This is a genomic window from Streptomyces sp. NPDC002324 (genome assembly GCF_053593335.1).
In genome coordinates, this window is record NZ_JBSFCF010000001.1 from 436126 (window position 1) to 462171 (window position 26046).

Genomic DNA, 26046 nt, shown 5'->3' on the forward strand with positions numbered 1-26046 from the left:
GCTGCGGGTGTGGCGGGCGTCCGGGTCAGACGGCGAGCGCCTGGGCGCGGCGCTTCACCTCCGTGCCGCGATTCTCGCTCAGGGCCTGGGCCGGCGTGCCGGGCAGGCTCGGGTCCGGAGTGAAGAGCCACTCCAGCATCTCTTCGTCGCTGAAGCCGTCGTCCCTCAGCAGGGTCAGGGTGCCGGTCAGGCCCTTGACCACCTTGTCCTCGTCGATGAAGGCGGCGGGGACGTGCAGCGCGCGGTTCTCACCACGGCGTACGGCGATGAGCTGGCCTTCCTTCACCAGCTGCCGCACGCGGGTCACCTCGACGTCCAGCATCTCTGCGATGTCGGGCAGGGTCAGCCACGCGGGGACGAGAGCATCGATCTTTGCGTCAATCTCGGTCACGTCCCCAAGACTGCCATCTGGGACTGACAGTGGGTAGCCGGGCCTCCCCCGACGGGGGCGGCCCGGTGCGCGGGGCGGCGTCGGACGGCGGGAGGACGCGCCCGGTCTAGGCCGTCGCCGCCTTCAGGGGCCGGGCCGGGTCCCGCAGCAGCTCCGGGTCCATCGGCGTGCCCGCCTCGATCAGGCGGCGGCCCTGGGCCAGGTCCCGGGGACGGCCCACGGCCAGAAGAGCGACCAGCCGGGTCTCGCGGAGCCAACAGACCGACCAGGCGGCGCCGGTGGGGTCGCCGCGCCGGACCATGGTGTCGGCCGCGGCGTGGTGACCGGCGTACTGGACGAAGCGCCCGAACTGCTCGGACCAGAAGTAGGGGACCGGGTCGTAGGGCTCGGGGGTCTCGCCGACGATGTTCGCGGCGACCGTGCGGGGACCCTGGAGGGCGTTGTCCCAGTGGTGGACGAGGAGGCGCCTGCCGTACCGGCCCGAGGGGAAGGAGGCACAGTCGCCGACCGCGTAGACATCGGGCGCGGAGGCGCGCAGGTGGTCGTCGGCCACCACCTCGCCGTGCGCGCCCAGCTCGATGCCCGAGCCCGCCAGCCAGGCCGTGGCCGGGCGGGCGCCGATCCCCACGACGACCGCGTCGGCAGGCACCCGGGTCCCGTCGTCCAGGACCACCGTCCCGGGCTCGACGCGCTCCACGCGCGCGTGCGTGCGCAGGGTGGTCCCGCTGTCGGCGTACCAGGCGGTCATCGGCGCGGCCACCTCCGCCGGGAGCGCGCCCGCGAGCGGGCGTTCGGCGGCCTCGACGACCGTCACCGCGCAGCCCGCCTCGCGCGCGGCCGTGGCGAACTCGGCGCCGATCCAGCCCGCGCCGACGACCACGATGTCGTGTCGGCGGGCCAGGACGGGCCGCAGCCGCTCGGCGTCGTCCAGGGTCCGCAGCAGATGCACCCCGGGCACGCCCTCGGCGCCCGGCAGCATGATCGGTTCCGCGCCGGTCGCGAGGACGAGGACGTCGTACGGGACGGGCCCGGCGGCCGTGTCGAGCGCGTGGTCGGCGGGGCGCAGGCCGGTCACCTCGCGGCCCAGCCGGAGTTCGATGCCGAGCGCCTCGAAGTCGACGTCGAAGGCGGAGCCCTCGGCCTTGCCGAGCAGCACGGCCTTGGACAACGGCGGGCGGTCGTAGGGCTGGTGGGGCTCGGCGCCGATCAGTGTCACGTCGCCGGTGAAGCCCTGTTCGCGCAGCGCGACCGCGGTCTGCACGCCCGCCATGCCCGCGCCCACGACGACCACGCGCCGCGCCGGCGTCCCGCTCCTGTGCTGCGTCTGCTCGCTCACCCGGTCACCATAGACAACCGGCATTCGGTCGGTCAGCCGGTCGCGCGGCGGTCGCTCCCCGGCGGCGGGTCCGCGCGCTCGCCGACCTCCTCCACCACGCTCGTCCCGCTGCCCGGCCCCGACTCCCACTCCCAGGTCTCCTCCAACTGGACGCGCCCGTCGGCGAGTTCGGTCACCAGGGAGAGGCAGTGCCCGCAGGCGGTGGTCCCGTCGGTCTTCAGCTGCACGTACCGGAAGTCCAGCCGGTCCCCCGCGCGCGTGCCCACGAGATGGCCCCGCACGACGTCACCGCCCGCGTACTCGGCCCAGATCTCGCCGTCCCGCTCGTGGTAGACGAACCGGGTGCGGGTGCCCACCTGACCGGGGGCCTGGTCGGCGACCGGGGCGAGGACGAGACCGTCGAGCGAACGGGCCATGGGCGGAGGCTCCCTTTCTGGGACGAACGGCGAGGGCTAGGGTGGGCCACCGTAGAGCACTCGCGGGAGCCCGGACGCACCGGGCTGAGAGGGAGGCTGGCGGCCTCCGACCGTACGAACCTGATCCGGGTCATGCCGGCGAAGGGAGGGGCTGGACGCCCATGTCGCGTACGCACACGTCAGACGTCCTCGTCGTGGGGGGCGGAATCATCGGGCTCGTGACGGCGTGGCGGGCCGCGCTGCGCGGGTTCACCACGGCCGTGGCCGATCCCGCGCCCGGCGGCGGGGCCGCGCAGGTGGCGGCCGGGATGCTCGCCGCCGTCACCGAACTGCACTACGGCGAGCAGACGCTGCTGGGGCTCAACGTGGAGTCCGCGCGCCGCTATCCGGACTTCGTGGCCGAGCTGACGGAGGCGACCGGCCTCGACCTCGGCTACCGCCGCTGCGGCACGCTCGCCGTCGCGCTGGACGCCGACGACCGCGCCCATCTGCGTGAACTGCACGCCCTGCAGCGCCGGTCGGGCCTGGAGTCCGAGTGGCTGAGCGGCCGCGACTGCCGCCGCCTGGAGCCGATGCTCGCGCCGGGGGTGCGCGGCGGACTGCGGGCCGACGGGGACCACCAGATCGACCCGAGGCGGCTCTCCAGGGCCCTCGTCGCGGCCTGCGAACGCGCGGGGGTCGTGTTCCACCGGGCCAGGGCCGAGGAGCTGTCGGTGGTCCGGGAGCGGGCCACCGGGGTCCGGACCGGCGAGGGTGACCGGCTGACCGCGGAGCGGGTCGTCCTCGCCGCGGGCAGCCTCAGCGGGCGGCTCGCCGGGATCCCGCGGGACGTGGTGCCGCCGGTGCGGCCGGTGAAGGGACAGGTGCTGCGGCTGACGGTGCCGGAGCCGTACGCGCCCTTCCTGAGCCGTACGGTACGGGCCGTGGTGCGGGGCAGTCATGTCTACCTGGTGCCGCGCGAGAACGGCGAACTCGTCGTCGGCGCGACCAGCGAGGAGCAGGGCTGGGACACCACGGTGACCGCGGGCGGGGTGTACGAACTGCTGCGGGACGCCCATGAACTCGTCCCCGGGATCACCGAACTCCCGCTCACCGAGACCCGCGCGGGACTGCGCCCCGCCTCCCCCGACAACGCGCCGCTCCTCGGCCCCACCGGGCTCGACGGTCTGATCCTCGCGACCGGGCACCACCGCAACGGGGTGCTCCTCACCCCGGTCACCGGTGACGTCCTGGCCCATGTGCTGACCACCGGTGAACTGCCCTCGGAGGCGCGCGACTTCACCCCGCTGCGGTTCCGCGCCGGCGCGGCCCGCGAACTCCTGGAGCAGCCCGTATGAACACCACCGGGACGCTGACCGTCCTCGTCAACGGGGAGCGCCGGCGGATCGCTCCCGGCACGGCGCTCGACGCGCTGGTGCGGACGCTCACCCCGTCGCCCTCCGGTGTCGCCGCCGCGCTCAACGAAACCGTCGTCCCGCGCGCGCGGTGGACGACCACCGCACTCGCCGAGGGGGACCGTGTCGAGGTCCTCACCGCCGTCCAAGGAGGCTGATCCCATGGCAGACGACCCCTTCGTCCTCGGCGGTACGACCTACTCGTCCCGCCTGATCATGGGCACCGGCGGAGCGGCCGGCCTGGACGTCCTGGAGCGGGCGCTGGTGGCCTCCGGCACGGAGCTGACGACGGTGGCGATGCGCCGTGTGAACGCGTCCGTGCACGGCTCGGTGCTGTCCGTGCTCGACCGGCTCGGCATCCGGGTGCTGCCCAACACGGCCGGCTGTTTCACGGCGGGCGAGGCCGTGCTGACGGCCCGCCTCGCGCGCGAGGCGCTCGGTACGTCGCTGGTCAAGCTGGAGGTCATCGCCGACGAGCGCACCCTCCTGCCCGACCCCATCGAACTGCTCGACGCCGCCGAGACCCTCGTCGACGACGGTTTCACCGTGCTGCCGTACACGAACGACGACCCCGTGCTCGCGCGGAAGCTTCAGGACGTGGGCTGTGCCGCGGTCATGCCGCTCGGTTCGCCCATCGGGTCGGGGCTCGGCATCCGCAACCCGCACAACTTCCAGCTGATCGTGGAGCACGCGCGTGTGCCGGTGATCCTCGACGCGGGCGCGGGGACGGCCTCGGACGTCGCCCTCGCGATGGAGCTGGGGTGCGCCGGGGTCATGCTCGCCTCCGCCGTGACCCGGGCCCAGGAGCCGGTCCTGATGGCCGAGGGCATGCGGCACGCGGTGGAGGCGGGCCGGCTGGCGTACCGCGCGGGCCGTATCCCGCGCCGGCACTTCGCGGAGGCGTCGTCACCGGGCGAGGGGCTGGCGCGGCTGGATCCGGAGCGTCCCGCTTTCTGAGTCGGATCTCACGCCGCCAGGCCCTCACTCGAACAGCCGAACGAGTTCTGGCGCGCGGCCGCCTGTCACAGCCCTCCGACCCGGGTCACAGCTCTGCTGCAGTACGGCCCCGGAGCCCTGCGGCCCCTGGGCCCGTCGGCGGCGGCTCGTACACTCACCTGCGTGGACACGACCCTTCAGGACCCGCTTGTCGGCCAGGTGCTCGACGGCCGGTATCGAGTCGAGGCGCGGATCGCGGTCGGCGGGATGGCCACGGTCTACCGGACCGTGGACACCCGCCTCGACCGCGTGCTCGCGCTCAAGGTGATGCATCCGACGCTGGCCGCGGACCGGACGTTCGTCGAGCGCTTCATCCGCGAGGCCAAGTCGGTGGCACGGCTGTCCCACCCGAACGTGGTGGGGGTCTACGACCAGGGCACGGACGGCTCGTACGTCTATCTCGCGATGGAGTACGTGGCCGGCTGCACCCTGCGTGACGTGCTGCGCGACCGCGGGGCGCTACAGCCCCGGGCGGCGCTGGACATCCTGGAGCCGGTGCTCGCCGCGCTCGGCGCCGCGCACCGCGCCGGGTTCGTGCACCGGGACATGAAGCCGGAGAACGTGCTGATAGGGGACGACGGCCGGGTCAAGGTCGCCGACTTCGGGCTCGTACGGGCCGTGGACACCGTCACCAGCACCACCGGCAGCGTCCTCGGGACCGTCTCCTACCTCGCCCCCGAGCAGCTGGAGCACGGCACGACCGACGCCCGTGTCGACGTCTACGCGTGCGGTGTGACGCTCTACGAGATGCTCACCGGCGGCAAGCCGCACGCCGGGGACTCCCCCGCGCAGGTGCTGTACCACGCGCTGCACGACGACGTGCCGCCGCCCTCGGCCGCCGTGCCGGGGCTGCCGTACGAGCTGGACGCGCTGGTCGCCTCCGCGACCGCGCGCAATCCGGAGCTGCGGCCCTACGACGCCGTCGAGCTGCTCGCGCAGACGCTTCAGGCGCGGGCCGGGCTGAGCGAGGAGCAGCTGGACGCGGTGCCGCCGCAGGCGATAGCCGGGGGTCATGACAACGCGGAGGACCGGACGAGCGTGATTCCGCGCTCGCTGGCCGTGTCACGGTCCGTGGGGCTGGACCCCGACCCGGTCGACCGCACGAGCCGCTTCCAGTCGCCCCCGCCGCCGTCCCGGCGCACACGGGCCGTCCCCGCTTCCCGGCGCGGGCTGCTGGCGATCGTCGTGGCGGTGCTGCTCGTCCTCGGCGTGGGCGGGGGCATCTGGTACATCAACTCGGGCCAGTTCACCCAGGTCCCGGCGGTGCTGCAGCAGAGCGAGGCGGACGCCACGAAGCGGCTGGAGGGCGCGGGGCTGGACGTCGACGTGAAGGAGGCGTACAGCGACACGGTCAAGCGCGGCAGGGTGATCAGCACCGACCCGGCCCCCGGGGAGCGGATCCGGGACAACGACTCCGTGACGGTGACGATCTCCAAGGGCCCGGAGACCGTGAGGGTGCCCGAGATGAAGGGCCTCCGGCTGGACCTCGCGAAGGACCGGCTGAAGGGCGACGGTCTCGAACCGGGCCTGGTGAACAGGGAGTTCAGCGACGAGGTCGTCCGGGGCCAGGTGATCCGCACGCAGCCGGGCTCCGGCACCGAGGTGTCCGCGGGCACGGCCGTCCGGATCGTGGTCAGCCGGGGCGCCCCGGTGGCGGTGCCCGAGCTGGGCGGCGCCTCGGTCGAGGACGCCAGAGCCCAGCTGGAGGAGGCCGGCCTCAAGGTGAAGATCGCCTCGCGGCGGGTCAACTCCGAGTACGACAAGGGGCTGGTGGCCGAGCTGTCGCCGGGCGTGGGCAAGCAGGTCGGCACGGGCGACACCATCACCCTGACGCTCTCCAAGGGGCCTGTGATGGTCGAGGTCCCCGACGTCGTGGGCGAGAACGTGGACGAGGCCACGCGTCGGCTGGAGGCCGCCGGCTTCGAGGTCGAGGAGGACCGGGGCATCCTCGGCTTCTTCGCCGACGAGGTGAAGGGCCAGTCGGTCGACGGCGGCGACACGGCACCCAAGGGCTCGAAGATCACGATCGAGATCGGCTGACGGGGCGGCCGCCGGAGCCACCGGCCGGGCGCCGTCGGCCGCATGACACCCTGGGTGCCGTGAGCACCCAGCAGTCCCCCGGCCTTCCCGCCCTCTCCCGCCTTCCCGGCCCGTCCCGGAACCCCGTCGGCGGGCATGTCCCCGTCGCCGGTGGCCTGAACTCCGTCGGGCTGGCGTACGCGCGTGATCTACGGGCCGAGACGGTCCAGGTCTTCGTGGCCAATCCGCGCGGCTGGGCGACTCCGACCGGGAATCCCCGGCAGGACGAGGAGTTCCGGGCGGCCTGCGCCGAGGAGTCGATCCCCGCGTACGTGCACGCGCCGTACCTGATCAACTTCGGCTCGCACACCGAGGCGACGGCGGAGAGGTCCGTGGAGTCGATGCGGCACTCGCTGCGCCGGGGCCGGGAGATCGGCGCGCTGGGGGTCGTCGTGCACACCGGGAGCGCGACGGGCGGGCGGGACCGGTCGGTGGCGCTGAAGCAGGTGCGTGAGTATCTGCTGCCGCTGCTGGACGAGTTGACCCACGACGACGACCCGTATCTGCTCCTGGAGTCGACGGCGGGCCAGGGATCCTCGCTGTGCTCGCGCACCTGGGACTTCGGGCCGTACTTCGAGGCGCTGGACGCCCATCCGAAGCTGGGCGTCTGCCTGGACACCTGCCACATCTTCGCGGCGGGGCACGACCTGACCGGGCCGGACGGGATGCACCGAACCCTCGACCTGCTGGTGGAGACCGTCGGCGAGGGCCGGCTGAAGCTGATCCACGCCAACGACTCCAAGGACGTGGTCGGCGCCCACAAGGACCGCCACGAGAACATCGGCTCCGGTCACATCGGCGAGGACCCGTTCCGCGCGCTGATGACCCACCCCGCCACCGAGGGCGTACCCCTGATCATCGAGACCCCCGGGGGCAAGGAGGGGCACGCGGCGGACGTGGAGCGCCTGAAGAAGCTCCGGGACGGCTGACGCACCCGGGCACGCCGCGTCAGAGTTCGGGGCCCTCCCCGGGCTCCTCCTGGTAGGAGTAGCGCTGCTCCTGCCAGGGATCGCCGATGTTGTGGTAGCCGCGCTCCTCCCAGAAGCCGCGGCGGTCGGCGGTCATGTACTCGATGCCGCGGACCCACTTGGGGCCCTTCCAGGCATAGAGGTGGGGGACGACGAGGCGGAGCGGGAAGCCGTGCTCGGCGGTGAGGAGTTCGCCGTCCTTGTGGGTGGCGAAGATCGTGCGGTCGTCGGCGAAGTCGGCGAGGCGGAGATTGGAGCTGAAGCCGTACTCGGCCCACACCATCACATGGGTGACCTCGGGGGCGGGCGGCGCGGTCCCGAGGATCGTGCGGGCCGGGATGCCGCCCCATTCCGCGCCGACCATGCTGAACTTCGTCACGCAGTGCAGGTCGGCGACGACCGAGGCGTACGGCAGGGCGGTGAACTCGTCGTGGTTCCAGCAGTGCTTCTCGCCGTCGGCGGTGGCCCCGAAGACCCGGAAGTCCCAGCGCTCGGGACGAAACTTGGGGACGGGCCCGTAGTGGGTGACCGGCCAGCCGCGCTGGAGCCGCTGTCCCGGCGGGAGCTGCGACGACGCCGCGTTCTCAGATGCGCGATCTCCTGATTCGCGTTCCACCGGCTGACCCATGACTCCATCCTGACAGACCTCGACCGGTGCACATGACCAGGGTCCACCCGACTCGGACATTTAGAACTAAGGCTGTACTTACTTACTAAGCTCGCACTTACTGGACGATCTTCGACTGCGGTGCAATCATCGCGGCGCAACCTCCCCGTTCCCCCGCTTGGAAGGAGCTTCTGCGATGCAGGGCGACCCCGAGGTCATCGAATTCCTCAACGAGCAGCTGACCGCGGAGCTCACCGCGATCAACCAGTACTTCCTGCACGCGAAGATGCAGGAGAACTTCGGCTGGACGAAGCTCGCGAAGTACACGCGACACGAGTCCTTCGACGAGATGAAGCACGCGGAGGTGCTCACCGACCGGATCCTGTTCCTGGACGGGCTGCCGAACTACCAGCGGCTGTTCCACGTCCGGGTGGGCCAGACGGTCAAGGAGATGTTCGAGGCGGACCGCCAGGTCGAGGTCGAGGCGATCGACCGCCTCAAGCGTGGCATCGAGGTGATGCGCAACAAGGGTGACGTCACCTCGGCGAACATCTTCGAGTCGATCCTCGCGGACGAGGAGCACCACATCGACTACCTCGACACCCAGCTGGAACTTCTGGAGAAGCTGGGCGAGGCGCTCTACATCGCACAGCTGATCGAGCAGCCGGAGAGCTGAGCCGGGCGCGGGCCGAGGGCGGGCCAGGCCTCGACTAGGCCGCTTCCTCGAGTTCGGCGTAGACCGCCGCCCCCTGCTCGACCGGCTCCGGGCGCGGGTACGCGCCCCTGCCGAGGAGCGCCTGGATCCGGCGCACGCACGACCCGCAGTCCGTGCCGGCCTTGCAGGCCGACGCGATCTGGCGAGGGGTGCAGGCGCCGTCCGCCGCATGTTTCTTGACCTGCTGCTCGGTGACACCGAAGCAACTGCAGACGAACACGCGGTCCACCTCCCGCCGGGATCGAATACGAGGCGCCGTCCCGATGATCGGTGAGGCTAACCTAACCTTACCCGGCGGGTCCGAAGCGCAAAAGTGGAGTGGGGCGCGGATCGTATGTGATCCGCGCCCCACCTCGCGCTCCTGTAACAGGCGCATCCCCTGCTGATCAGCTACTAGTCCCGGTACAGCTCCGCGACGAGGAACGCCAGGTCCAGGGACTGGCTGCGGTTGAGCCGGGGGTCGCAGGCGGTCTCGTAGCGCTGGTGCAGGTCGTCGACGAAGATCTCGTCGCCGCCGCCCACGCACTCCGTGACGTCGTCGCCGGTCAGCTCCACGTGGATGCCGCCCGGGTGGGTGCCGAGGCCCTTGTGGACCTCGAAGAAGCCCTTGACCTCGTCGAGCACGTCGTCGAAGCGGCGGGTCTTGTGGCCGGAGGCCGCCTCGTAGGTGTTGCCGTGCATCGGGTCGGTGATCCACGCGACCGTCGCACCCGAGGCCGTGACCTTCTCGACCAGCTCGGGCAGCTTGTCGCGGACCTTGTCCGCGCCCATGCGCACGATGAAGGTGAGCCGGCCGGGCTCGCGGTCCGGGTCGAGGCGCTCGATGTAGCGCAGGGCGTCCTCGGCCGTGGTCGTCGGGCCGAGCTTGATCCCGATCGGGTTGCGGATCTGCGAGGCGAACTCGATGTGCGCGTGGTCCAGCTGCCGGGTGCGCTCACCGATCCACACCATGTGCGCCGACACGTCGTACAGGCGGCCCGTGCGTGAGTCCACGCGGGTCAGCGCCGACTCGTAGTCGAGCAGCAGCGCCTCGTGCGAGGAGAAGAACTCGACGGTGCGGAACTCCTCCGGGTCGGTCCCGCAGGCGTGCATGAAGTTCAGCGCGTTGTCGATCTCGCGGGCGAGCTGCTCGTAGCGCTGGCCGGACGGGGACGACTTCACGAAGTCCTGGTTCCAGGCGTGCACCTGGCGCAGGTCGGCGTAACCGCCGGTGGTGAAGGCGCGGACCAGGTTCAGCGTGGAGGCGGAGGCGTGGTACATCCGCTTCAGGCGCTCGGGGTCCGGGATGCGGGCGGCCTCGTTGAAGTCGAAGCCGTTGACCGAGTCGCCGCGGTAGGTCGGCAGGGTGACGCCGTCGCGGGTCTCGGTGCCCTTGGAGCGCGGCTTGGAGTACTGGCCGGCGATCCGGCCGACCTTCACGACCGGCACGGAGGCCGCGTACGTGAGGACCGCGCCCATCTGGAGCAGCGTCTTCAGCTTGTTGCGGATGTGGTCGGCCGACACGGCGTCGAAGGCCTCGGCGCAGTCGCCGCCCTGGAGGAGGAACGCCTCTCCCTTGGCGACGGACGCCATCCGGGCGCGCAGCTGGTCGCACTCGCCCGCGAAGACGAGCGGCGGATACGACTCGAGCTCCGCAACGACTGCGCGCAGAGCCTCGGTGTCGGGGTACTCGGGCTGCTGCGCCGCGGGCAGGTCTCGCCAGGTGTTGCCAGCGCTCGCGCTGGACTTAGCGTTCACGGTCACGACCTCCACATTACGGGGTCGTGTCGGGCGTCCATCCCCTTGCTCATCAAGTGAGACGAACCCCGCTCGATCGGGAGCGGGGTTCGTCGGACCCTCGGCCCCGCCGGTGACGGCGGTGCCGCGGGTGTCAGTGCAGGTTCATGACCGCGCTGTCGTCGAAGCCGACGGCGAAGACCGTCCGCAGCGACAGGTTGGCGGCGGCGCTGTAGCCGTCACAGGCGTTCTGCTTCTCGTCGGGCTCCTCCACGGCCTCGAACTCGTGAGGGAAGCTCGCCCGCAGCGTCGTACCGGCGCAGATGTGCTCGGTCAGCCCCCACAGCTCCTCCACCGGGTCCGCGCCGAGCTTCGGCCAGTAGCTCAGGGCCTGGGGCGTGCCCACCGCCCAGTTGCCGCCTGCGTACACCTTCCCGTCGACCGTGCGGTTGCAGGCCGTGGTCGCCCGGGTGTCGCCCACCCAGGTGTGCGAGAAGACGGCGGGCTGGAGCGCGCAGCCCTTGTGGAAGGCGAAGTTCAGCAGTCCGGCGCCGTCGGTCCAGGTCATGCCGCCCTGCAGGCCCACATAGCGGGACGCGGCGTAGGCGTCCTGGATCACGGTCTTGCCGCCGGACATGTTGAGCAGCCCCGGGTAGGTCGAGGCGCTCGTCGGGTTGAGCTGGTAGCGGACCACCCGTCCGCCCGCCGCGGTGCCGAACCACTCGCCGGTGACCAGCTTGTACGGGCTGCCGCCGGTCTTGTCGAGGGAGAGCCAGGAGTAGCACAGGGAGTCGGCGTCGGGCGTGCCGTTGACGGCGTCCGAGTCGCACGCGCCGGAGGGCGGCGGGGAGGTCTGCTTGTAGTAGTGGACCTGCGGCAGCACGTACGGGTAGCCGCAGGCGCTGGACTTTCCGGAACCGTCGATGCCGTAGGAGTTGATGCCGGAGCCGTAGGTGTCGACCTTGCCGAGCTTGTTGATGTCGAAGACGCGGATGCCGCCTGAGGTGTCCGTGACGTAGAGGTAGCTGCCGTACCAGACGATGCCGCCGCCGTGGCCGGTGACGAACTTGAAGTCCGCGCCGCCCTCCGTCGGCTCGGCGAGGAGGATGTGGCGGTACTTCCCGGTGTCCCGGTCGATGAGGCTGAGCTTGAGCAGGTTGTTCGTCCTGCACTTGTCGTTGGCCTCGTAGTCGCCGGCCGCGTTGGTCTTGAACGTCTCGTAGTGCCAGGCGACCGCGGTGACGCGCTTGTCCTGGATGGCGCCGTCGGCCCCGTCGGCGGTACCGGTGCTGCTCATGCCCTGCGGCCACCAGCGCGGCGTGGTGTCGTCGCCGTGCGCCGAGGACCAGCACCAGGAGATCTTCCTGGTCACCGGCGGCAGCGCCTTCGTCTCGTCGCCGGCGCACGCGCGCATGGTGCGCAGGTTCATCCAGGGGTCGGTCGCCCCGGCGGAGTTCTTCGTGTACTCGGTGGTGACGACGTCGGCGAGGTCGGCGTCCGCCAGCTCGCCGTCGAGGGTGGTGGCGGCCGACTCGGTGCTCGTGTCGGTCATCCTGAACCGGTCGCCGCTCAGCGTCAGCTTCGTCATCACCGGCTCGTCCGCCGCCACCGCGGGCTGTCCGGTGAGCCCGGTGAACAGAGCTGCCGCCGCCGCGACGCAGGCCAGGGGCCTCATTCTCCCTATGAGTGACACACTCGCCCTTCCGTATCACAGGTCGTCTCGCTCATGACAAGACTGCACAGTAAGTGATCTCGGGACGAACCCCCGCGCCGATCGCATGAGTTCCGGGGAGATGTCGGGTAGGGTGCGGCGCATGCTCGCGCACTCGATCCAGAACTGGTGGTGGACCGCTCATCCGGCGGCCCACTGACTGCGCGTACGCAAGACTTCGCGAAGGCCGCCCGAGGGGCGGCCTTCGGCGTTTCCAGGGCCCGGCCGCTCCTCCCCGATCACCGCGACGACCGTGATCCTTAAGGGAAGAGGAACCCATGGACCTGACCCGGCTGTTGTCCGACGACCGCCCGTTCGCGCTGCTGCGCCGCCGCACACCGGGCCTGCACGACCACGACACGGTCGAGCTGCTGATCGGTCCGGTGACCACCTGCGAGCGGCTCGCCGACCTGCCCGACGAGGGGCTGGCGCTCGTGCCCTTCCGGCAGATCCGGGAACGCGGCTTCGACGTCCGCGACGACGGTACGCCCCTGTCGGTGCTGGTGCCCGAGGAGTCGTACGAGCTGCCCCTGGACCGGGTCCTCGCCCAGCTGCCCGCGCACGACGTCCGGGTCGAGGGCGGGGGCTTCGACGTGGACGACGAGGAGTACGCGGAGATCGTCGGCCGGGTCCTGCGCGAGGAGATCGGGCGGGGCGAGGGCGCGAACTTCGTGATCCGGCGGACGTACGAGGGCATGGTCCCGGGCTTCGGGCGCGCCGACGCGCTCGCGCTGTTCCGGCGCCTGCTGCGGGGTGAGCGGGGCGCGTACTGGACGTTCGTGGTGCACACCGGTGAGCGCACGCTGGTCGGCGCCAGCCCGGAGGTGCATGTCCGGATGTCCGGCGGGACGGTCGTGATGAACCCGATCAGCGGGACCTACCGCTATCCGGCCGAGGGGCCGACACCGGAGGATCTGCTGGCCTTCCTCGCCGACGGCAAGGAGATCGAGGAGCTGTCGATGGTCGTCGACGAGGAGCTCAAGATGATGTGCACGGTCGGCGACATGGGCGGGGTCGTGGTCGGACCCCGGCTGAAGGAGATGGCCCACCTCGCGCACACCGAGTACGAGCTGCGCGGGCGGTCCTCGCTGGATGTGCGGGAGGTGCTGAAGGAGACGATGTTCGCCGCCACGGTCACCGGGTCGCCGGTGCAGAACGCGTGCCGGGTGATCGAGCGGTACGAGCCCCTCGGGCGGGACGGTGTCGGGCGCGGGTACTACGCGGGGGCGCTGGCGCTGCTGGGACGGGACTCGGGAGGGGCGCAGACCCTGGACTCGCCGATCCTGATCCGGACCGCCGACATCGCGGCGGACGGACGGCTGAAGGTGCCGGTGGGGGCCACGCTCGTCCGGGGGTCCGATCCGGCGGGCGAGGTCGCCGAGACGCACGCGAAGGCGGCGGGGGTGCTGGCCGCGCTGGGGGTGCGACCGGGGCGGCCCGTCCCCGAACGGGTGGGGCCGGCGCTGGCGGACGACCCCCGGGTGCGGGCCGCGCTGGACGGGCGGCGGGGGGCTCTGGCGCCGTTCTGGCTGCGGATGCGGGAGCGGACGGCCGAGCTGAGCGGGCATGCGCTGGTCGTGGACGCGGAGGACACGTTCACCGCGATGCTCGCGCACCTGCTCAGGTCCTCGGGGCTGGAGGTCACGGTACGGCGGTACGACGAGCCGGGGCTGCGGGAGGCCGTGCTCGCGCACGAGGGGGTGGTGGTGCTGGGGCCCGGCCCCGGGGATCCGGGCGACCTCGGCGACCCGAAGATGCGTTTCCTGCGGTCGCTGACCGCCGAGGTGCTGCGGGGGCATCGGCACGGGGTGCTCGGGGTGTGCCTCGGGCACGAACTCATCGCGTCGGAGCTGGGGTTGGAGATCGTGCGCAAGGAGGTGCCCTACCAGGGGGCGCAGACCGGGATCGATCTGTTCGGGCGCTCCGAGACCGTCGGTTTCTACAACAGTTTCGTGGCCCGCTGCGACGACGGGACGGCCGGGGAACTGGCGGCCCACGGGGTGGAGGTCAGCCGGAGCGGGAGCGGTGAGGTGCACGCGCTGCGCGGGCCCGGGTTCGCGGGGGTGCAGTTCCATCCGGAGTCGGTGCTGACGCTGGACGGGGTGAGTGTGGTGCGGGAGTTGGTGGCGGGGGTTGGGTCGCTGAGCGCGAGTTAGGGGCTCCCAGTAGCTCGGGGGTGCGGGTTTGCTTGGCGGGTGCGGCTCCGGTGGGGCTTCTCGCGCAGTTCCCCGCGCCCCTGAAAAGCAGGGGCCGCGCCCCGTGCTTTTCAGGCCCGCCGCCGGTTGCCTTGCAGGCCGCGTAGGGCTGGTCTCCAGGCCCGCAGGGCCTGGTCTTTCAGGGGCGCGGGGAACTGCGCGACCGGCTCCCACCGGACCCGCACCCGCCGAAGCGACCCGCACCCCCGAGCCGTGACGCGCCCGTCTCAGCCGAAGAAGACCCCGACCTCCTCGTACAGCTTCGGGTCCACCGTCTTCAGCCTGGCCGTCGCGTCGGCGATCGGGACGCGGATGATGTCCGTGCCGCGCAGGGCGACCATCTTGCCGAAGTCGCGGTCACGGACCGCGTCGATGGCGTGCAGGCCGAAGCGCGTGGCGAGCCAGCGGTCGAAGGCCGAGGGCGTGCCGCCGCGCTGGACGTGGCCGAGGACGGTCGTACGGGCCTCCTTGCCCGTGCGCCGCTCGATCTCCTTGGCCAGCCATTCACCGACCCCGGAGAGCCGGACGTGGCCGAAGGAGTCGAGCGAGCCGTCCTTGAGGACCATCTCGCCGTCCTTCGGCATAGCCCCCTCCGCGACGACCACGATCGGCGCGTAGGAGGCCTTGAAACGGGACGTCACCCAGGCGCACACCTTGTCGACGTCGAAACGCTGTTCGGGGATGAGGATGACGTTGGCGCCGCCGGCCAGGCCGGAGTGGATGGCGATCCAGCCGGCGTGCCGGCCCATCACCTCCACCACCAGCACGCGCATGTGCGACTCCGCGGTGGTGTGGAGGCGGTCGATGGCCTCCGTCGCGATGCCGACGGCGGTGTCGAAGCCGAAGGTGTAGTCCGTGGCCGAGAGGTCGTTGTCGATGGTCTTGGGGACGCCCACGCACGGCACCCCGTACTCGTCGGACAGCCGCGCGGCCACCCCGAGCGTGTCCTCGCCGCCGATGGCGATGAGCGCGTCGACCTCCTGCTTGGCGAGGTTGTCCTTGATACGGCGGATGCCGTTCTCCTGCTTGAGCGGGTTGGTGCGCGAGGAGCCGAGGATGGTGCCGCCGCGGGGCAGGATGCCGCGGACAGCGGGGATGTCGAGGCGGACGGTGTCGTTCTCCAGCGGCCCCCGCCAGCCGTCCCGGAAGCCGACGAAGTCGTAGCCGTACTCCTGCACGCCCTTGCGGACGACGCCCCGGATGACGGCGTTGAGCCCGGGGCAGTCGCCGCCTCCGGTGAGTACTCCGACGCGCATGGAAAAGTCCCTTCGCCGCGGTTGCCTGGTGAGGGTCACGCTAATAGTGATCCAGGTCACTTCGACATGCGCGGGAAGGTCAATTCCGGCGAATTACTGTTGATAGAGGGTGAGTTGATCGAAGTTGATCAAATCGCCTTCACTCTATGGGGTGATTCATGGCGTTTACTCGTCGTCGAGACCGCGCTCTATGGCATAGCGGACCAGCTCCACCCGGTTGTGGAGCTGGAGCTTGCCGAGGGTGTTCTGCACATGGTTCTGGACCGTGCGGTGGGAGATGACGAGGCGCTCGGCGATCTGTTTGTAGCTCAGCCCCTTGGCGACGAGCCGGAGCACCTCGGTCTCGCGGTCGGTCAGCTGCGGCGCCTTGGGCTCGTCGGCGCCCGGCGCGGGGGCGGGCTCGGAGGCGAGACGGCGGTACTCGCCGAGGACCAGGCCCGCGAGACCGGGGGTGAAGACCGGATCGCCGACCGCGGTACGGCGTACGGCGTCGACCAGCTCCTCCGTCGAGGCCGACTTCAGCAGGTAACCCGTCGCGCCGGACTTCACCGCCTCCAGGACGTCCGCGTGCTCCCCGCTCGCCGACAGGACCAGCACCCGCAACGCCGGGTTCGCGCCGACCAGTTCCTTGCAGACCTGCACCCCCGGCTTCGCGGGCAGGTTCAGGTCCAGGACGAGGACGTCCGGTGCGACGGCGCGGGCACGGCGTACCGCCTGCTCGCCGTCGCCCGCCGTGGCGACCACGTCGAAGCCGGACTCGGTCAGGTCGCGGGCGACGGCGTCGCGCCACATGGGGTGGTCGTCGACCACCATGACCCGGATCGGGCCGCCCCCGCCGGACGGTGCGCCCATGTCCACCGGCCCGCCGTCGCGCGCACCCTCTTCGCTCTCCACGCTCTCCACGCGCTCCGTCATCGCTTCTCCGCCTTCCCCCGTACGCCCTTGGGCTGTTCCGCGGCCCTGGGCACCTTCAGTTCCACTTCGGTGCCCTGTCCGGGCACCGAGATCAGTTCGGCCGTGCCGCCGATGTCGCGCAGCCGTCCCCGGATGGAGAGGGCCACGCCGAGCCGGCCCTCGCCCTCGGCCTGGGCGAGCCGGCCGTCGGGGATGCCGGGGCCGTCGTCCCGTACGGTCACGACGATCTCGTCCGGCCAGTCCTCGACCAGGATCCAGGCCCGTGCCCCGTCGCCCGCGTGCGCGCGCACATTGTCCAGGGCGGCGCCCACGGCCGCCGCCAGCTCCCGCGCGGCCGCCGGGGGCAGCGGCACCGGGCCGCCGGGCTCCGAGAAGGTGACCGTCGCGCTCGCGTACGGGGCGAGGAGGGCCCGCAGATCCACCGGGTTCCCGGCGGCGTCCGGGTCCGGCTCGTCAACCGCCCGTACGAGCGCTCCCCGGGCCGTGTCCTCGGAGATCCGGGATACGGGGACCAGGCCGCCGGAGACCAAGGTGCGCAGCGCGACCTCCTGCTCGCCCGCCATGCGCCCCAGCTCGGCCGCCTCGCCGCCGAGGGCGGTGCCCCGCCGCTGGACCATGGCGAGGACCTGCAGGACGCCGTCGTGGATGTCCCGGGCGAGGCGTTCCCGTTCGCGGGTGGCGGCCTCGATCTCCAGGGCGCGGGCGAGGGTGCGCTCGGAGGCGCGGGCCACCTCGACGACGTACCCGATGGCGATGGCGGCGACCCAGACCAGGATCACGTTGTGGACGGTGTCGCGGGTGGGGGCGCCGCGGTGGACCAGGTTGGCGACGGCGATGAGCGTGGAGGCGAAGGCGGCCCAGCGCCAGCCGCCCTTGATGGCGAAGGCCAGCACGGCGCCGGCGGTCCATATGGACGGCAGGGTGGGGCCGCCGGCCTCGACCCGGGCGGCCGAGTCGGCGAGCCGGGTGAGCAGGATGCCGACGATCGCGATGGTGAGGTCGGCCGCGAGGAACCGCTTGGTGCAGCCGGCCGCGCTCGCCACCTTCGGCAGGGTCAGCAGCGTCCAGCCGGCCAGCACCACGAAGTAGGCGATGGCCAGCCACGGACGCTGGAACTTGTCGTACGCGCTGACGAAGAGGCCGACGGCGTAGACCGTCGTCAGGATCCGGTAGCCGGTGAGCGCACGCCACAGCGGCTGCTCGACCGACATGCGCATGACTCGTTCGCGCTCAGGCATATCCCCCACCCCGCCCACCGGACCCCACGACGATCGCGTCCGGGAACGCGACCGTACCCGGGAAAGCGGCCGTTACGAAGCCGGCCGGTCCCGGTCGGTCCGGGTGTTCTCCGCCTGTCCCCGCTGTTCCCCGGCCGACCGGTCCTTGGCCGCCTGTTCCTTCTCGGCCTTGGCGAGGGCCGCCCTGGCGGCCTTGTCGGCCTCCTTCTCGGCCTTCGCCGCCTCCGCGATCTGCCGCTTGGCGGCGGTCGCGTAGATGTCCACGTACTCCTGGCCCGAGAGCTTCATGATCTCGTACATGACCTCGTCGGTCAGCGCCCGCAGCACGAAGCGGTCGTGCTCCATGCCCTGGTAGCGGCTGAAGTCGAGGGGCTTGCCGATCCGGATGCCGGGGCGCATCACCTTCGGCAGGACCTTGCCCGGCGGCTGGATCTTCTCCGTGTCGATCATGGCGACGGGGATGACGGGCGCGCCGGTGGCGAGGGCCACCCGCGCCAGGCCGCCGGGCTTGCCCCGGTAGAGGCGGCCGTCGGGCGAGCGGGTGCCCTCGGGGTAGATGCCGAACAGCTCGCCGCTCTCGATGACCTGTATGCCGCTGTTGATGGCGGCCTCACCCGCGCCCCGCGCACCGGAGCGGTCCACCGGGAGCTGACCGACGCCCTTGAAGAAGGCGGCCGTCAGCTTGCCCTTGATCCCGGGGGTGGTGAAGTACTCCGCCTTCGCGATGAAGGTGACCTTGCGGTCGAGGACCGCGGGGAGGAAGAACGAGTCCGAGAAGGAGAGGTGGTTGCTCGCGAGGATCGCCGCGCCCTCGGGCGGAATGTTCTCCAGGCCCTCCACCCAGGGCCGGAAAGTGACCTTGAGCGGTCCCCCGATAGCGACCTTCATCGCGCCGTACAACACCCGAGTGCCTCTCTCTGTTCTGAGGATCAGACCTTAACCCGGACGCCGGGAGAACAGTCCTACGCCCCTGGCCGGTGTCGGCCCCCGCCGGGCGAAGCCCCTGGTCGGTGTCGGAGCGGTCGCGTACGGTGAACCACATCCGCACTCATTCACACCCTTCTCACGAACAGGAGACCGAACCGTGCCGGTCCTTCCTGGAGCCGAGCCGTACCACCACGAGGGCGGGGAGGCCGGAGTCCTCCTCTGTCACGGGTTCACCGGGTCCCCGCAGTCGATGCGCCCCTGGGCGGAATATCTGGCCGCGCGGGGGCTGACCGTCGCGCTGCCCCTGCTGCCGGGACACGGCACCCGCTGGGAGGACCTCCGTCCGACCGGCTGGCAGGACTGGTACGCGGAGGTGGACCGCGAGCTGCGGGCCCTGCGCGAGCGCTGTGCGCACGTCTTCGTGGCGGGGCTGTCCATGGGCGGCGCGCTGGCGCTGCGGCTGGCCGCCAAGCACGGGGACGCGGTCGACGGCGTGGTGGTCGTCAACCCGGCGAACAAGGTGCACGGCCCGGCCGCGCACGCCCTCCCCCTGCTCCGGCACTTCGTCCCCACCACCAAGGGGATCACCAGCGACATCGCGAAGGAGGGCGTCGAGGAGGTGGGGTACGGCCGTGTGCCGCTCCACGCGGCGCACTCGCTGCGCAGTTTCCTCCGTCTCGTCGACGGCGAACTGCCCCAGGTGACCCAGCCGTTGCTGCTGCTGCACAGCCCGCGGGACCATGTGGTTCCGCCCGTCGACTCCGAGCGCGTCCTCGGCCGGGTGTCGTCCACGGACGTCACGGAGATCCTGCTGGAACAGAGCCACCACGTCGCGACGTTGGACCACGACGCGGGCCGGATCTTCGAGGAGAGCCTGGCGTTCGTCACCCGGCTCGTGACGGAGTCCGGGGCGGCGCGGGTGAAGGAGTCCGACGCGGAATCCGTACAGCAGTCTGACTCGGGATCCGCGAGGCAGACCGGTCCGGGATCCTTGGAGCAGAGGGAAGGGACGGCCACTGGTGGCTGAGCACGACTCCGAGCGTGAGCCGGAGGAGAAGGGAGCGCCTCTCGGCGCCTCGCCCGGCGACACCCCGGGCGGCTCCTCGGGCGGCTCCGCGGGCGCCTCGTCCGGCGAACCGCCGGGCGGGTCCGCCGGTGAGGAGCAGCACGTGCCGTTCGACGAGGACGCCGCGTGGCGGGCCATCGTGGCCGGGTTCGGCACCGAGCCCCCGGACCCGCCAGGCACCAAGCCCTTCCGGTCGGTGGAGGATCTCGCCCTGCTGGAGGCCGAGCCGGAGGACGCCGAGGACAAGTCCCCCGACGCCGCGGACGCCGCCGGCCCCGCTGCCCCCAGGCCGCTGGGCAGCTCGGTGGCGTTCGCCCCCGGCGTCGGCGCGGGCCCGCGCGACTACAGCGTGCCCGACCCGGTCGGCGAGGACCCGGACCAGGGCGACCCGGACGCCGACGACGAGGACGGGGAGGGCCACTTCGTACCGCCCGAGCCGCCCCCGCTGCCGGAGGCCGACGCGACCGCCAAGTTCGCCTGGCTGGGGGTGATCGGCGGCCCGGTCCTGCTGCTGCTCGCCGTCCTGCTCGGCTGGGAGATGACCTGGTGGCTCACCACCCTCGGCATCGGCGGCTTCCTCGGCGGTTTCGCCACCCTGGTGATGCGGATGAACGGCGACGACGAAGGTGACGACGATCCCGGCCGGGGCGCGGTCGTCTGACCCCGCGGCCACCGTCGTACGAGGGCCCGTCCGGGAGTGTTCCGGGCGGGCCCTCGCCGCTGCCGCGGAAAGGGCCGGGGCGGAGGCCGGGTCGCAGCGGTCCCCGCCGGCCCCGGCTAGGGCTCGGCGGGGACCCGGAGCGCGGCCAGGACCGGCAGATGGTCCGTGGCCGTCCTCAGGTCGTCCTCGCGGACGCCGGGGTGGTCGAGGGGGACGCCGCAGCCGAGGACCTCGATGCCGGGGGTGGCCAGGATCGCGTCGATGCGCTGGTGGGGGTCGGTGGGCGTGGAGCTGTACTCGCCGCCCCAGGGTGTGGTGGTCCAGCAGTCCTGGAGTTCTCCGGCGAGACGGCGGAAGGTGCGGCCGTCCGGTCGCTCGTTGAGGTCGCCGCCCGCGACCGCGTGCGGCGCACCGAGGGCGGCCAGCCGGTCCAGGAGCAGGCCGCCCTGTTCGTACCGCTCGTCCTTCTGCAGGGAGAGGTGGCAGGACAGGACGCCGAGCCGGGCGCGGCCGAAGCGGACCACCGCCGTGGCGAAGCCGCGTCGGTGCAGGCCGGGGGTGAGGGGCAGGAGCACGTCGTCGGTCTGTTCGACGGTGGCGCGCAGGCTGCACAGCAGCGCGGGGCCGGAGGCGGTGGCGCCGCCGGAGAGGGTGACCAGCTGGGAGGCCGCGGCGAGCCTGGCGAGTTTCTTGCGCCAGCGGAAGAAGCGGGGGGCCTCCTGGACGAGGACCAGGTCGGGGGCGCAGGCGGTGATCACTCGGGCGAGGGCGTCGGTGTCGTCCCGCATCGAGCGGATGTTGTAGCTGAGGACGCGGATGATCGCCGAACCGTCGGGGTTCGTGCGGGAGTTGGGCAGCGGCGTCATGTGGATCAATGTACGCCCAAGGACTCGGGTGCATTTGTCCTTGTGCGGGTGCCGGTGCGGCGTGTTCCCGGGCCACGCGCCGGGCGTACGCCGATACGCCCCCGTGCCCCCGGCCCGGAGAACCAGGACGGGGGCACGGGGGCGTACCTCTCGGCTACATGATCGGGTCGGGCTCTCTCGCCAGGTCCGCCGCGCCCACCAGGCCCGCCTCGTTGCCCAGTTGGGCGGCGATGACCTCGGCCACGGGGCGCCAGTTGCCGCCCACGAGCCAGCGCTTGTAGGACTTGCGGATCGGGTCGAGGACCAGCTCGCCCTCGTCCGACAGGCCGCCGCCCACGATGAACGCGGAGGGGTCGAAGAGGGAGGCGAGGTCGGCGAGGCCGGCGCCGGCCCAGCGGGCGAGTTCGCGGTAGGAGTCGACGGCGACGGGGTCGCCCTGGCGGGCCGCCATGGAGATGTGCTTGCCCTCGATCCCGTCGGGGGTGCCGTCGCCGAGGCCGAGGAGGATGTCCGCGTTCTCGGGGGTCGCGTTGGCGCGCTGCTTGGCGTACCTGACCAGGGCGCGCCCGGACGCGTACTGCTCCCAGCAGCCCTGCGAGCCGCAGCCGCACAGCAGCCCGTCGGGGACCATCCGGATGTGGCCGAACTCGGCGGCCACGCCGTAGTGACCGCGGCGCAGCTTGTTGCCGATGATGATGCCGCCGCCGAGGCCGGTGCCGAGGGTGATGCAGATGACGTTGCGGTGGCCCTTGCCGGCGCCGAACCTGTACTCGCCCCACGCGGCGGCGTTGGCGTCGTTCTCCACGACGACCGGCAGGCCCACGCGGGCCTCGACCTTCTCCTTGAGCGGCTCGTTGCGCCAGTCGATGTTGGGGGCGAAGTAGACCATCGACCGCTGCCGGTTGACGTAACCGGCCGCGCCGATGCCGACACCGACGATCTCGTGTCCGGCTCGCGCGCCCTCGACGGCGGCGGCGATGGCGTCCACGATCCCCTCGGGCGTGCCCGGGGTCGGCACCTTGTGGGTCGAGAGGATGTTGCCTTCCTCGTCGACCACACCGGCCGCGATCTTGGTACCGCCGATGTCGACGCCGATGGTGAGTCCCATGAATCCCTCAGTTTCGGTCGAGCCCCGCTACGGCCAACCGTACCCGAGGCCCCGCCCCCGCAGCCCCGGCGTCCGCCGGGCGGACGGCCCGGCGTCAGTCCAGGTCGATCCGCTCTCCGGGGCCCGGTTCGTCGCCCTGGCCACGGCCTTCCCGGTGGGAGGCGTCCCGGCTCGTCCAGCGGCGCTCCTGGGCCTCGACGGCGGAGCGGTAGGCGGCGAGCAGTTCGCCGCCCGCGGAGGCGAGGTGGTCGAAGACGTCCGGGTTGCGTTCGATGACCGGTTCGACGGCGGCCTTGGCCTGCCGGACGACCTGGCTGACCATCTGCTGTGCCGCTCCGCCGGCGACCGCGCCGAGCAACGGCGACTGGAGCCCGGACAGTTTCTCCGCGACGGTGTCGACGAGCTTGCGCAGTTCCTCGGCGGCCGAGCCCGGCGGCGGACCGTACTTCGCCCGGCGGCGGGCCTTCTCCGCGGCGAGGTCCTCCTCGCACGCGGTCGCCCAGGCGTCGGAGTCGGTCGCGCGCGCCCGGTCGGTCGTGCGGTCCTGCTCGGCCGACCGCGCCTCCTCGGCCGCGTCCTGACGACCGGCGTCGGACGTGGGGCGCTCTTCGCTCATGGCGGGCTCCTGCCTACGGTTCGTACCTTCGACGTTACCCGAACGGGGGTATGCGGTTCACCGTGTCCGGGGCCACAACAGCGGGTCCGGCGCGAATCGGATCCTCAGTTCGCCGTCGCGCAGGGCCGCGCCGTCGACCGTGCAGCGACGCAGTGCCGACGGGAGCGGAACGATACGGCGGAACTGCCCCACCGTGACGACCAACTCGTCGCCGCGCCGGACGAGATCCAGCTCGTCCCGTATCGCCCCGGGCAGCGGGATGTGCCACACGAGCACGCCCTCGTCCCCGAGGTTGTCGGTGACGGCCCACTCGACGCGCGCGGAAACGTCACCCGTACCGGGGACCCCGAGGGCGTCGAGGTCTTCGCCGCCGCGGGGGTCGTGGCCGAGGTGGGCGACGCGCCGCACGGAACGGGCCCCGCTCGGCGCGGGCGCCTCCTCCCACTCCTCCAGAGCCTTGCGCTGCTGGGAGACGAGGCCGGCGAGCCAGGTCTCGTGCGTGCCCTCGGGCAGCACACGGTTGGCGATCAGCATGTCGACGGGCAGGGCCCGCAGGGCGAATCCGACGCCCGCGAGGCGCACGTGGTCGGCGCCGGCCGGGCCCGGCTCGGCGACCAGCCGCACCGTCGTCCCCGGGTCCTCGACGATCGCCGCGACGGCGGCCAGCTCCACGTCCCACCGGCCGGCCGTCTCGTACAGCCACTCGGCGGGCATCGGCACTCCGGCGAGCCGGCCGAGGACCGGCCGCAGCGCGCGGGCCGCCTGCCGCTCGGGCGGGAGCAGCCGCCGCAGGTAGCGCCGCAGCTCCTCCGGCAGGGCGAGCAGCGCGAGCGCCTGGGGGGCGGGCGGCAGGTCGACGACGAGCAGGTCGTAGGCCTCCGACAGCGCGGCGTCGCGCAGCGCCCGCAGCAGGGCGAGTTCCTCGGCGCCGGGCAGGGGGGTGAGTTCCTCGGCGTCCAGCCGGGCGGCGCCGAGCATTCCGAGGACGGAGGCGGCCCTGTCCTGGAAGGCGACGAGGTCCTCGCGGAACCCGGCCGCGGCGTCCGGCCGCCATGCGGTGAGGTTCCGCGCCGCCCGGACGGGCTCGGGTCCGGTCGCCACGCCGAGCACGGCTCCGAGGGCGTCGGCCCGGTCCGCGCTCAGCACGAGCGTCCGCGCGCCCTCACGGGCCGCCTCGACGGCCGTGGCCGCCGCGACCGTCGTACGGCCGCTGCCGCCTTGCCCGGTGATCAGGATGGTGCGCATGAGGGTGAACGGTAACCCAGCGCAGGGGTGCTCACCGACGCCGAGAGAGGGCCGGCCGGGCCCGCCCCCGTCGCCCCGGCCGCACGGACGCCCGCGGCCGGGACAGCGGCTCGGCGGTCTACGCCCCGGACTCGACCCGCTTCTTCAGACCCGCCAGCGCCCGGTCGATGATGACCTTCTCCGCCTTGCGCTTGATCATCCCGAGCATCGGGATCTTGACGTCGACGGTCAGCTGGTAGGTCACCTCGGTCACCGAGTCGCCGACCGGCTTCAGGAGGTAGGAGCCGTCGAGCGAGCGCAGCATCTGGGACTTGACCAGCGTCCAGGAGACCTCGTTCGCGCCGGTCCAGGTGTACGCCAGCGTCTGGTCGTCCTTGATCGCGCCCGCGTCCATGACGAGCCGGACCTGCTCGGCGCGGCCCTGGCCGTCGGTCTCCAGCACCTCCGCCTCCTTCACCTCGCCCGTCCAGTCGGGGTAGCGGGCGAAGTCGGCGATCACTGCCATGACGTCGGCCGCCGCAGCCTCGATCGTGATGCTCGAACTGGTGAATTCCGCCATCGCCGTGGCTCCTCCAGAGACTGTCCGGTGAGGGAGGTGGGTGCGCACGTATGTGCAGCGTGAAGGCTACCGCCTGCCAAGGCTCACCATTCCAGCGCCCACGGCTTCCCGGTCCCCGCGAAGTGCCCCACGTTCACACACTCGGTGGCCCCGATCCGCATCCGCCGCGCCAGCGGCTGGTGGACGTGCCCGAACAGCGCGTACCGGGGACGGGTCCTGCGGATGGCGTCCAACAGCGCCCGGCTCCCCCGCTCGAAGCGGCGTGCCACCGTGTCGTACACCAGCTCGGGAACCTCCGGTGGGATGTGCGTGCACAGCACGTCCACCTCCCCCACCGCCTCGATCTTGGCCGCGTACTCCTCGTCGCTGATCTCGTACGGCGTCCGCATGGGGGTGCGCAGGCCGCCGCCGACGAAGCCGAAGACCCGTCCGCCGATCTCCACACGTTCGCCGTCCAGCACGGTCGTCCCCGGGCCGGCGTACTCGGGCCACAGCGTCGGCATATCGACATTGCCGTAGGTGGCGTACGTCGGGACGGGGAACGCCGCGAACATCTCGGCGTACTGCTTGCGGACGGCCTCCTCGATCACGGCGGAGCGGTCCTCCTCGACACCCGCCCACAACCTGGCCCCGAGTTCGCGCGCCTCCTCGAAGCGGCGGGCGGTGCGCAGTTCCACGAGCCGCGAGGCGTTCTCGGCGCCGAAGAGGTCGGGGAAGATGCCGCGGGAGTGGTCGGCGTAGTCGAGGAAGAGGACCAGGTCGCCCAGGCACACCAGGGCGTCCGCGCCCTCACCCGCCCTGGCCAGGTCCGTCGCGTTGCCATGCACGTCGCTGACCACGTGGATCCGCGTCCTGTCTTTACCGCCCGGTGTGCGTGCCATGGCGATCAAGCGTAGGCGTGTGCGGCATACGTGAACAGAGTCGGCCGGACGTGCGGTTACTGGCCAGTCAGTAAGTTGGGGGATTATTCTGCTCGGGAGAACCCCACGTGTGACGCGAAGAACATCTCGCCCGACCCCCCTCGCGTAGAGGCCATACCGACGGGTAACGTCCGGGCAGTCCAGT

At 72.0% G+C, this 26046-nt stretch carries 27 protein-coding genes and 1 riboswitch; of the genes, 10 read left to right on the forward strand and 17 right to left on the reverse strand.

Features of this window, described 5'->3' with window-relative positions; translation table 11 throughout:
- Nucleotides 1-25 precede the first annotated feature (25 nt).
- The 3 genes from ACWCRJ_RS01845 to ACWCRJ_RS01855 form a co-directional block, all read right to left on the reverse strand.
- The gene (locus ACWCRJ_RS01845; RefSeq protein WP_005478255.1) at nucleotides 26-391 is read right to left on the reverse strand and encodes an Rv2175c family DNA-binding protein; all 366 of its coding nucleotides are present in this window, start codon (nucleotides 389-391) and stop codon (nucleotides 26-28) included.
- 106 nt (nucleotides 392-497) lie between these two features.
- Nucleotides 498-1727, reverse strand: a complete 1230-nt coding sequence (locus tag ACWCRJ_RS01850) for an NAD(P)/FAD-dependent oxidoreductase (protein WP_450937396.1) — start codon at nucleotides 1725-1727, stop codon at nucleotides 498-500.
- Nucleotides 1728-1759: 32 nt separating this feature from the next.
- Nucleotides 1760-2143: a hypothetical protein gene (locus tag ACWCRJ_RS01855; RefSeq protein ID WP_450937397.1), complete on the reverse strand. Its 384-nt coding sequence runs from the start codon at nucleotides 2141-2143 to the stop codon at nucleotides 1760-1762.
- A 52-nt stretch (nucleotides 2144-2195) separates the two neighbouring features.
- Nucleotides 2196-2307: riboswitch (TPP riboswitch) on the forward strand.
- Between ACWCRJ_RS01855 and thiO the strand changes: the two genes are divergently transcribed.
- From thiO to ACWCRJ_RS01880, 5 genes are all read left to right on the forward strand, one after another.
- A complete protein-coding gene (thiO, locus tag ACWCRJ_RS01860; RefSeq protein WP_450937398.1) occupies nucleotides 2305-3480 on the forward strand; it encodes a glycine oxidase ThiO in 1176 nt (391 codons plus the stop codon). Its footprint overlaps the riboswitch before it by 3 nt.
- A gap of 14 nt (nucleotides 3481-3494) precedes the next feature.
- On the forward strand, nucleotides 3495-3695 hold the full coding sequence (gene thiS / locus ACWCRJ_RS01865; RefSeq protein WP_450937589.1) for a sulfur carrier protein ThiS: 201 nt from the start codon (nucleotides 3495-3497) through the stop codon (nucleotides 3693-3695).
- Nucleotides 3696-3699: 4 nt separating this feature from the next.
- Nucleotides 3700-4494 carry a thiazole synthase gene (locus ACWCRJ_RS01870; RefSeq protein WP_450937399.1) on the forward strand — a complete coding sequence of 265 codons (795 nt, stop codon included), beginning with the start codon at nucleotides 3700-3702 and terminating at the stop codon, nucleotides 4492-4494.
- A gap of 162 nt (nucleotides 4495-4656) precedes the next feature.
- Complete coding sequence (pknB, locus tag ACWCRJ_RS01875) at nucleotides 4657-6573, forward strand: Stk1 family PASTA domain-containing Ser/Thr kinase (protein WP_450937400.1); 1917 nt, start codon at nucleotides 4657-4659, stop codon at nucleotides 6571-6573.
- Between the two features lie 59 nt (nucleotides 6574-6632).
- Nucleotides 6633-7541, forward strand: coding sequence for a deoxyribonuclease IV (locus ACWCRJ_RS01880; RefSeq protein ID WP_450937401.1), 909 nt, complete (start codon nucleotides 6633-6635; stop codon nucleotides 7539-7541).
- A 19-nt stretch (nucleotides 7542-7560) separates the two neighbouring features.
- On the opposite strand, the gene ACWCRJ_RS01885 is transcribed toward ACWCRJ_RS01880, so the two are convergent.
- Entirely contained in the window at nucleotides 7561-8208 is a 648-nt protein-coding gene (locus ACWCRJ_RS01885; protein WP_450937402.1) for a sulfite oxidase-like oxidoreductase, read from the reverse strand.
- Nucleotides 8209-8383: 175 nt separating this feature from the next.
- Between ACWCRJ_RS01885 and bfr the strand changes: the two genes are divergently transcribed.
- On the forward strand, nucleotides 8384-8863 hold the full coding sequence (gene bfr / locus ACWCRJ_RS01890) for a bacterioferritin (protein ID WP_450937403.1): 480 nt from the start codon (nucleotides 8384-8386) through the stop codon (nucleotides 8861-8863).
- A gap of 34 nt (nucleotides 8864-8897) precedes the next feature.
- Here the strand turns inward: bfr and ACWCRJ_RS01895 are convergent, their stop codons facing one another.
- The 3 genes from ACWCRJ_RS01895 to ACWCRJ_RS01905 form a co-directional block, all read right to left on the reverse strand.
- Nucleotides 8898-9131 carry a (2Fe-2S)-binding protein gene (locus tag ACWCRJ_RS01895; RefSeq protein ID WP_450937404.1) on the reverse strand — a complete coding sequence of 78 codons (234 nt, stop codon included), beginning with the start codon at nucleotides 9129-9131 and terminating at the stop codon, nucleotides 8898-8900.
- Between the two features lie 164 nt (nucleotides 9132-9295).
- Nucleotides 9296-10645, reverse strand: a complete 1350-nt coding sequence (locus ACWCRJ_RS01900; protein WP_028796916.1) for a class II 3-deoxy-7-phosphoheptulonate synthase — start codon at nucleotides 10643-10645, stop codon at nucleotides 9296-9298.
- A 127-nt stretch (nucleotides 10646-10772) separates the two neighbouring features.
- Complete coding sequence (locus ACWCRJ_RS01905; RefSeq protein WP_450937405.1) at nucleotides 10773-12293, reverse strand: hypothetical protein; 1521 nt, start codon at nucleotides 12291-12293, stop codon at nucleotides 10773-10775.
- A 139-nt stretch (nucleotides 12294-12432) separates the two neighbouring features.
- On the opposite strand from ACWCRJ_RS01905, the gene ACWCRJ_RS01910 reads away from it, so the two are divergent.
- Together ACWCRJ_RS01910 and ACWCRJ_RS01915 are read left to right on the forward strand one after the other, a co-directional pair.
- Nucleotides 12433-12489 (forward strand): trp operon leader peptide, encoded by a 57-nt coding sequence (locus tag ACWCRJ_RS01910; RefSeq protein ID WP_356123226.1) that lies wholly within the window; start codon nucleotides 12433-12435, stop codon nucleotides 12487-12489.
- A 118-nt stretch (nucleotides 12490-12607) separates the two neighbouring features.
- Entirely contained in the window at nucleotides 12608-14485 is a 1878-nt protein-coding gene (locus ACWCRJ_RS01915) for an anthranilate synthase family protein (RefSeq protein ID WP_450937406.1), read from the forward strand.
- Nucleotides 14486-14751: 266 nt separating this feature from the next.
- Here ACWCRJ_RS01915 and ACWCRJ_RS01920 read toward each other — a convergent pair whose 3' ends face one another.
- The 4 genes from ACWCRJ_RS01920 to ACWCRJ_RS01935 all read right to left on the reverse strand — a co-directional run bounded on the left by ACWCRJ_RS01920 (nucleotide 14752) and on the right by ACWCRJ_RS01935 (nucleotide 18821).
- Entirely contained in the window at nucleotides 14752-15780 is a 1029-nt protein-coding gene (locus ACWCRJ_RS01920; RefSeq protein ID WP_450937407.1) for a 6-phosphofructokinase, read from the reverse strand.
- A gap of 165 nt (nucleotides 15781-15945) precedes the next feature.
- Complete coding sequence (locus tag ACWCRJ_RS01925) at nucleotides 15946-16593, reverse strand: response regulator (RefSeq protein ID WP_450937590.1); 648 nt, start codon at nucleotides 16591-16593, stop codon at nucleotides 15946-15948.
- Nucleotides 16594-16691: 98 nt separating this feature from the next.
- Nucleotides 16692-17933, reverse strand: coding sequence for a MacS family sensor histidine kinase (gene macS / locus ACWCRJ_RS01930; RefSeq protein WP_450937408.1), 1242 nt, complete (start codon nucleotides 17931-17933; stop codon nucleotides 16692-16694).
- Nucleotides 17934-18005: 72 nt separating this feature from the next.
- Nucleotides 18006-18821, reverse strand: coding sequence for a lysophospholipid acyltransferase family protein (locus ACWCRJ_RS01935; RefSeq protein ID WP_450937409.1), 816 nt, complete (start codon nucleotides 18819-18821; stop codon nucleotides 18006-18008).
- A gap of 196 nt (nucleotides 18822-19017) precedes the next feature.
- On the opposite strand from ACWCRJ_RS01935, the gene ACWCRJ_RS01940 reads away from it, so the two are divergent.
- Nucleotides 19018-19887: an alpha/beta hydrolase gene (locus ACWCRJ_RS01940; protein ID WP_450937410.1), complete on the forward strand. Its 870-nt coding sequence runs from the start codon at nucleotides 19018-19020 to the stop codon at nucleotides 19885-19887.
- Nucleotides 19880-20587 (forward strand): hypothetical protein, encoded by a 708-nt coding sequence (locus tag ACWCRJ_RS01945; RefSeq protein ID WP_450937411.1) that lies wholly within the window; start codon nucleotides 19880-19882, stop codon nucleotides 20585-20587. The genes ACWCRJ_RS01940 and ACWCRJ_RS01945 overlap by 8 nt, the downstream gene beginning before the upstream one ends.
- A 116-nt stretch (nucleotides 20588-20703) precedes the next feature.
- Here the strand turns inward: ACWCRJ_RS01945 and ACWCRJ_RS01950 are convergent, their stop codons facing one another.
- The 6 genes from ACWCRJ_RS01950 to ACWCRJ_RS01975 all read right to left on the reverse strand — a co-directional run bounded on the left by ACWCRJ_RS01950 (nucleotide 20704) and on the right by ACWCRJ_RS01975 (nucleotide 25820).
- On the reverse strand, nucleotides 20704-21453 hold the full coding sequence (locus ACWCRJ_RS01950) for an endonuclease/exonuclease/phosphatase family protein (RefSeq protein WP_450937412.1): 750 nt from the start codon (nucleotides 21451-21453) through the stop codon (nucleotides 20704-20706).
- A gap of 154 nt (nucleotides 21454-21607) precedes the next feature.
- Nucleotides 21608-22561: an ROK family glucokinase gene (locus ACWCRJ_RS01955; RefSeq protein ID WP_450937413.1), complete on the reverse strand. Its 954-nt coding sequence runs from the start codon at nucleotides 22559-22561 to the stop codon at nucleotides 21608-21610.
- Nucleotides 22562-22655: 94 nt separating this feature from the next.
- Nucleotides 22656-23177 carry a DUF5304 domain-containing protein gene (locus tag ACWCRJ_RS01960; RefSeq protein WP_450937414.1) on the reverse strand — a complete coding sequence of 174 codons (522 nt, stop codon included), beginning with the start codon at nucleotides 23175-23177 and terminating at the stop codon, nucleotides 22656-22658.
- Nucleotides 23178-23234: 57 nt separating this feature from the next.
- A complete protein-coding gene (locus tag ACWCRJ_RS01965) occupies nucleotides 23235-24422 on the reverse strand; it encodes an ArsA family ATPase (RefSeq protein ID WP_450937415.1) in 1188 nt (395 codons plus the stop codon).
- A gap of 118 nt (nucleotides 24423-24540) precedes the next feature.
- On the reverse strand, nucleotides 24541-24981 hold the full coding sequence (locus ACWCRJ_RS01970) for an SRPBCC family protein (RefSeq protein WP_450937416.1): 441 nt from the start codon (nucleotides 24979-24981) through the stop codon (nucleotides 24541-24543).
- Nucleotides 24982-25064: 83 nt separating this feature from the next.
- Nucleotides 25065-25820 (reverse strand): metallophosphoesterase family protein, encoded by a 756-nt coding sequence (locus ACWCRJ_RS01975; RefSeq protein WP_450937591.1) that lies wholly within the window; start codon nucleotides 25818-25820, stop codon nucleotides 25065-25067.
- Between the last annotated feature and the right edge of the window lie 226 nt (nucleotides 25821-26046).

Excerpts from the sequence above, each read along its gene's own strand:
- macS (WP_450937408.1), bottom strand. The coding sequence starts at position 17,933 with ATGCCTGAGCGCGAACGAGTCATGCGCATGTCGGTCGAGCAGCCGCTG.
- ACWCRJ_RS01915 (WP_450937406.1), top strand. The coding sequence starts at position 12,608 with ATGGACCTGACCCGGCTGTTGTCCGACGACCGCCCGTTCGCGCTGCTG.
- thiO (WP_450937398.1), top strand. The coding sequence starts at position 2,305 with ATGTCGCGTACGCACACGTCAGACGTCCTCGTCGTGGGGGGCGGAATC.
- ACWCRJ_RS01920 (WP_450937407.1), bottom strand. The coding sequence starts at position 15,780 with ATGCGCGTCGGAGTACTCACCGGAGGCGGCGACTGCCCCGGGCTCAAC.
- ACWCRJ_RS01970 (WP_450937416.1), bottom strand. The coding sequence starts at position 24,981 with ATGGCGGAATTCACCAGTTCGAGCATCACGATCGAGGCTGCGGCGGCC.
- ACWCRJ_RS01960 (WP_450937414.1), bottom strand. The coding sequence starts at position 23,177 with ATGAGCGAAGAGCGCCCCACGTCCGACGCCGGTCGTCAGGACGCGGCC.
- ACWCRJ_RS01955 (WP_450937413.1), bottom strand. The coding sequence starts at position 22,561 with ATGGGACTCACCATCGGCGTCGACATCGGCGGTACCAAGATCGCGGCC.
- ACWCRJ_RS01905 (WP_450937405.1), bottom strand. The coding sequence starts at position 12,293 with ATGAGGCCCCTGGCCTGCGTCGCGGCGGCGGCAGCTCTGTTCACCGGG.
- ACWCRJ_RS01870 (WP_450937399.1), top strand. The coding sequence starts at position 3,700 with ATGGCAGACGACCCCTTCGTCCTCGGCGGTACGACCTACTCGTCCCGC.
- ACWCRJ_RS01925 (WP_450937590.1), bottom strand. The coding sequence starts at position 16,593 with ATGGTGGTCGACGACCACCCCATGTGGCGCGACGCCGTCGCCCGCGAC.
- ACWCRJ_RS01855 (WP_450937397.1), bottom strand. The coding sequence starts at position 2,143 with ATGGCCCGTTCGCTCGACGGTCTCGTCCTCGCCCCGGTCGCCGACCAG.
- ACWCRJ_RS01935 (WP_450937409.1), bottom strand. The coding sequence starts at position 18,821 with ATGAAGGTCGCTATCGGGGGACCGCTCAAGGTCACTTTCCGGCCCTGG.
- ACWCRJ_RS01965 (WP_450937415.1), bottom strand. The coding sequence starts at position 24,422 with ATGCGCACCATCCTGATCACCGGGCAAGGCGGCAGCGGCCGTACGACG.
- ACWCRJ_RS01950 (WP_450937412.1), bottom strand. The coding sequence starts at position 21,453 with ATGACGCCGCTGCCCAACTCCCGCACGAACCCCGACGGTTCGGCGATC.
- bfr (WP_450937403.1), top strand. The coding sequence starts at position 8,384 with ATGCAGGGCGACCCCGAGGTCATCGAATTCCTCAACGAGCAGCTGACC.
- ACWCRJ_RS01885 (WP_450937402.1), bottom strand. The coding sequence starts at position 8,208 with ATGGGTCAGCCGGTGGAACGCGAATCAGGAGATCGCGCATCTGAGAAC.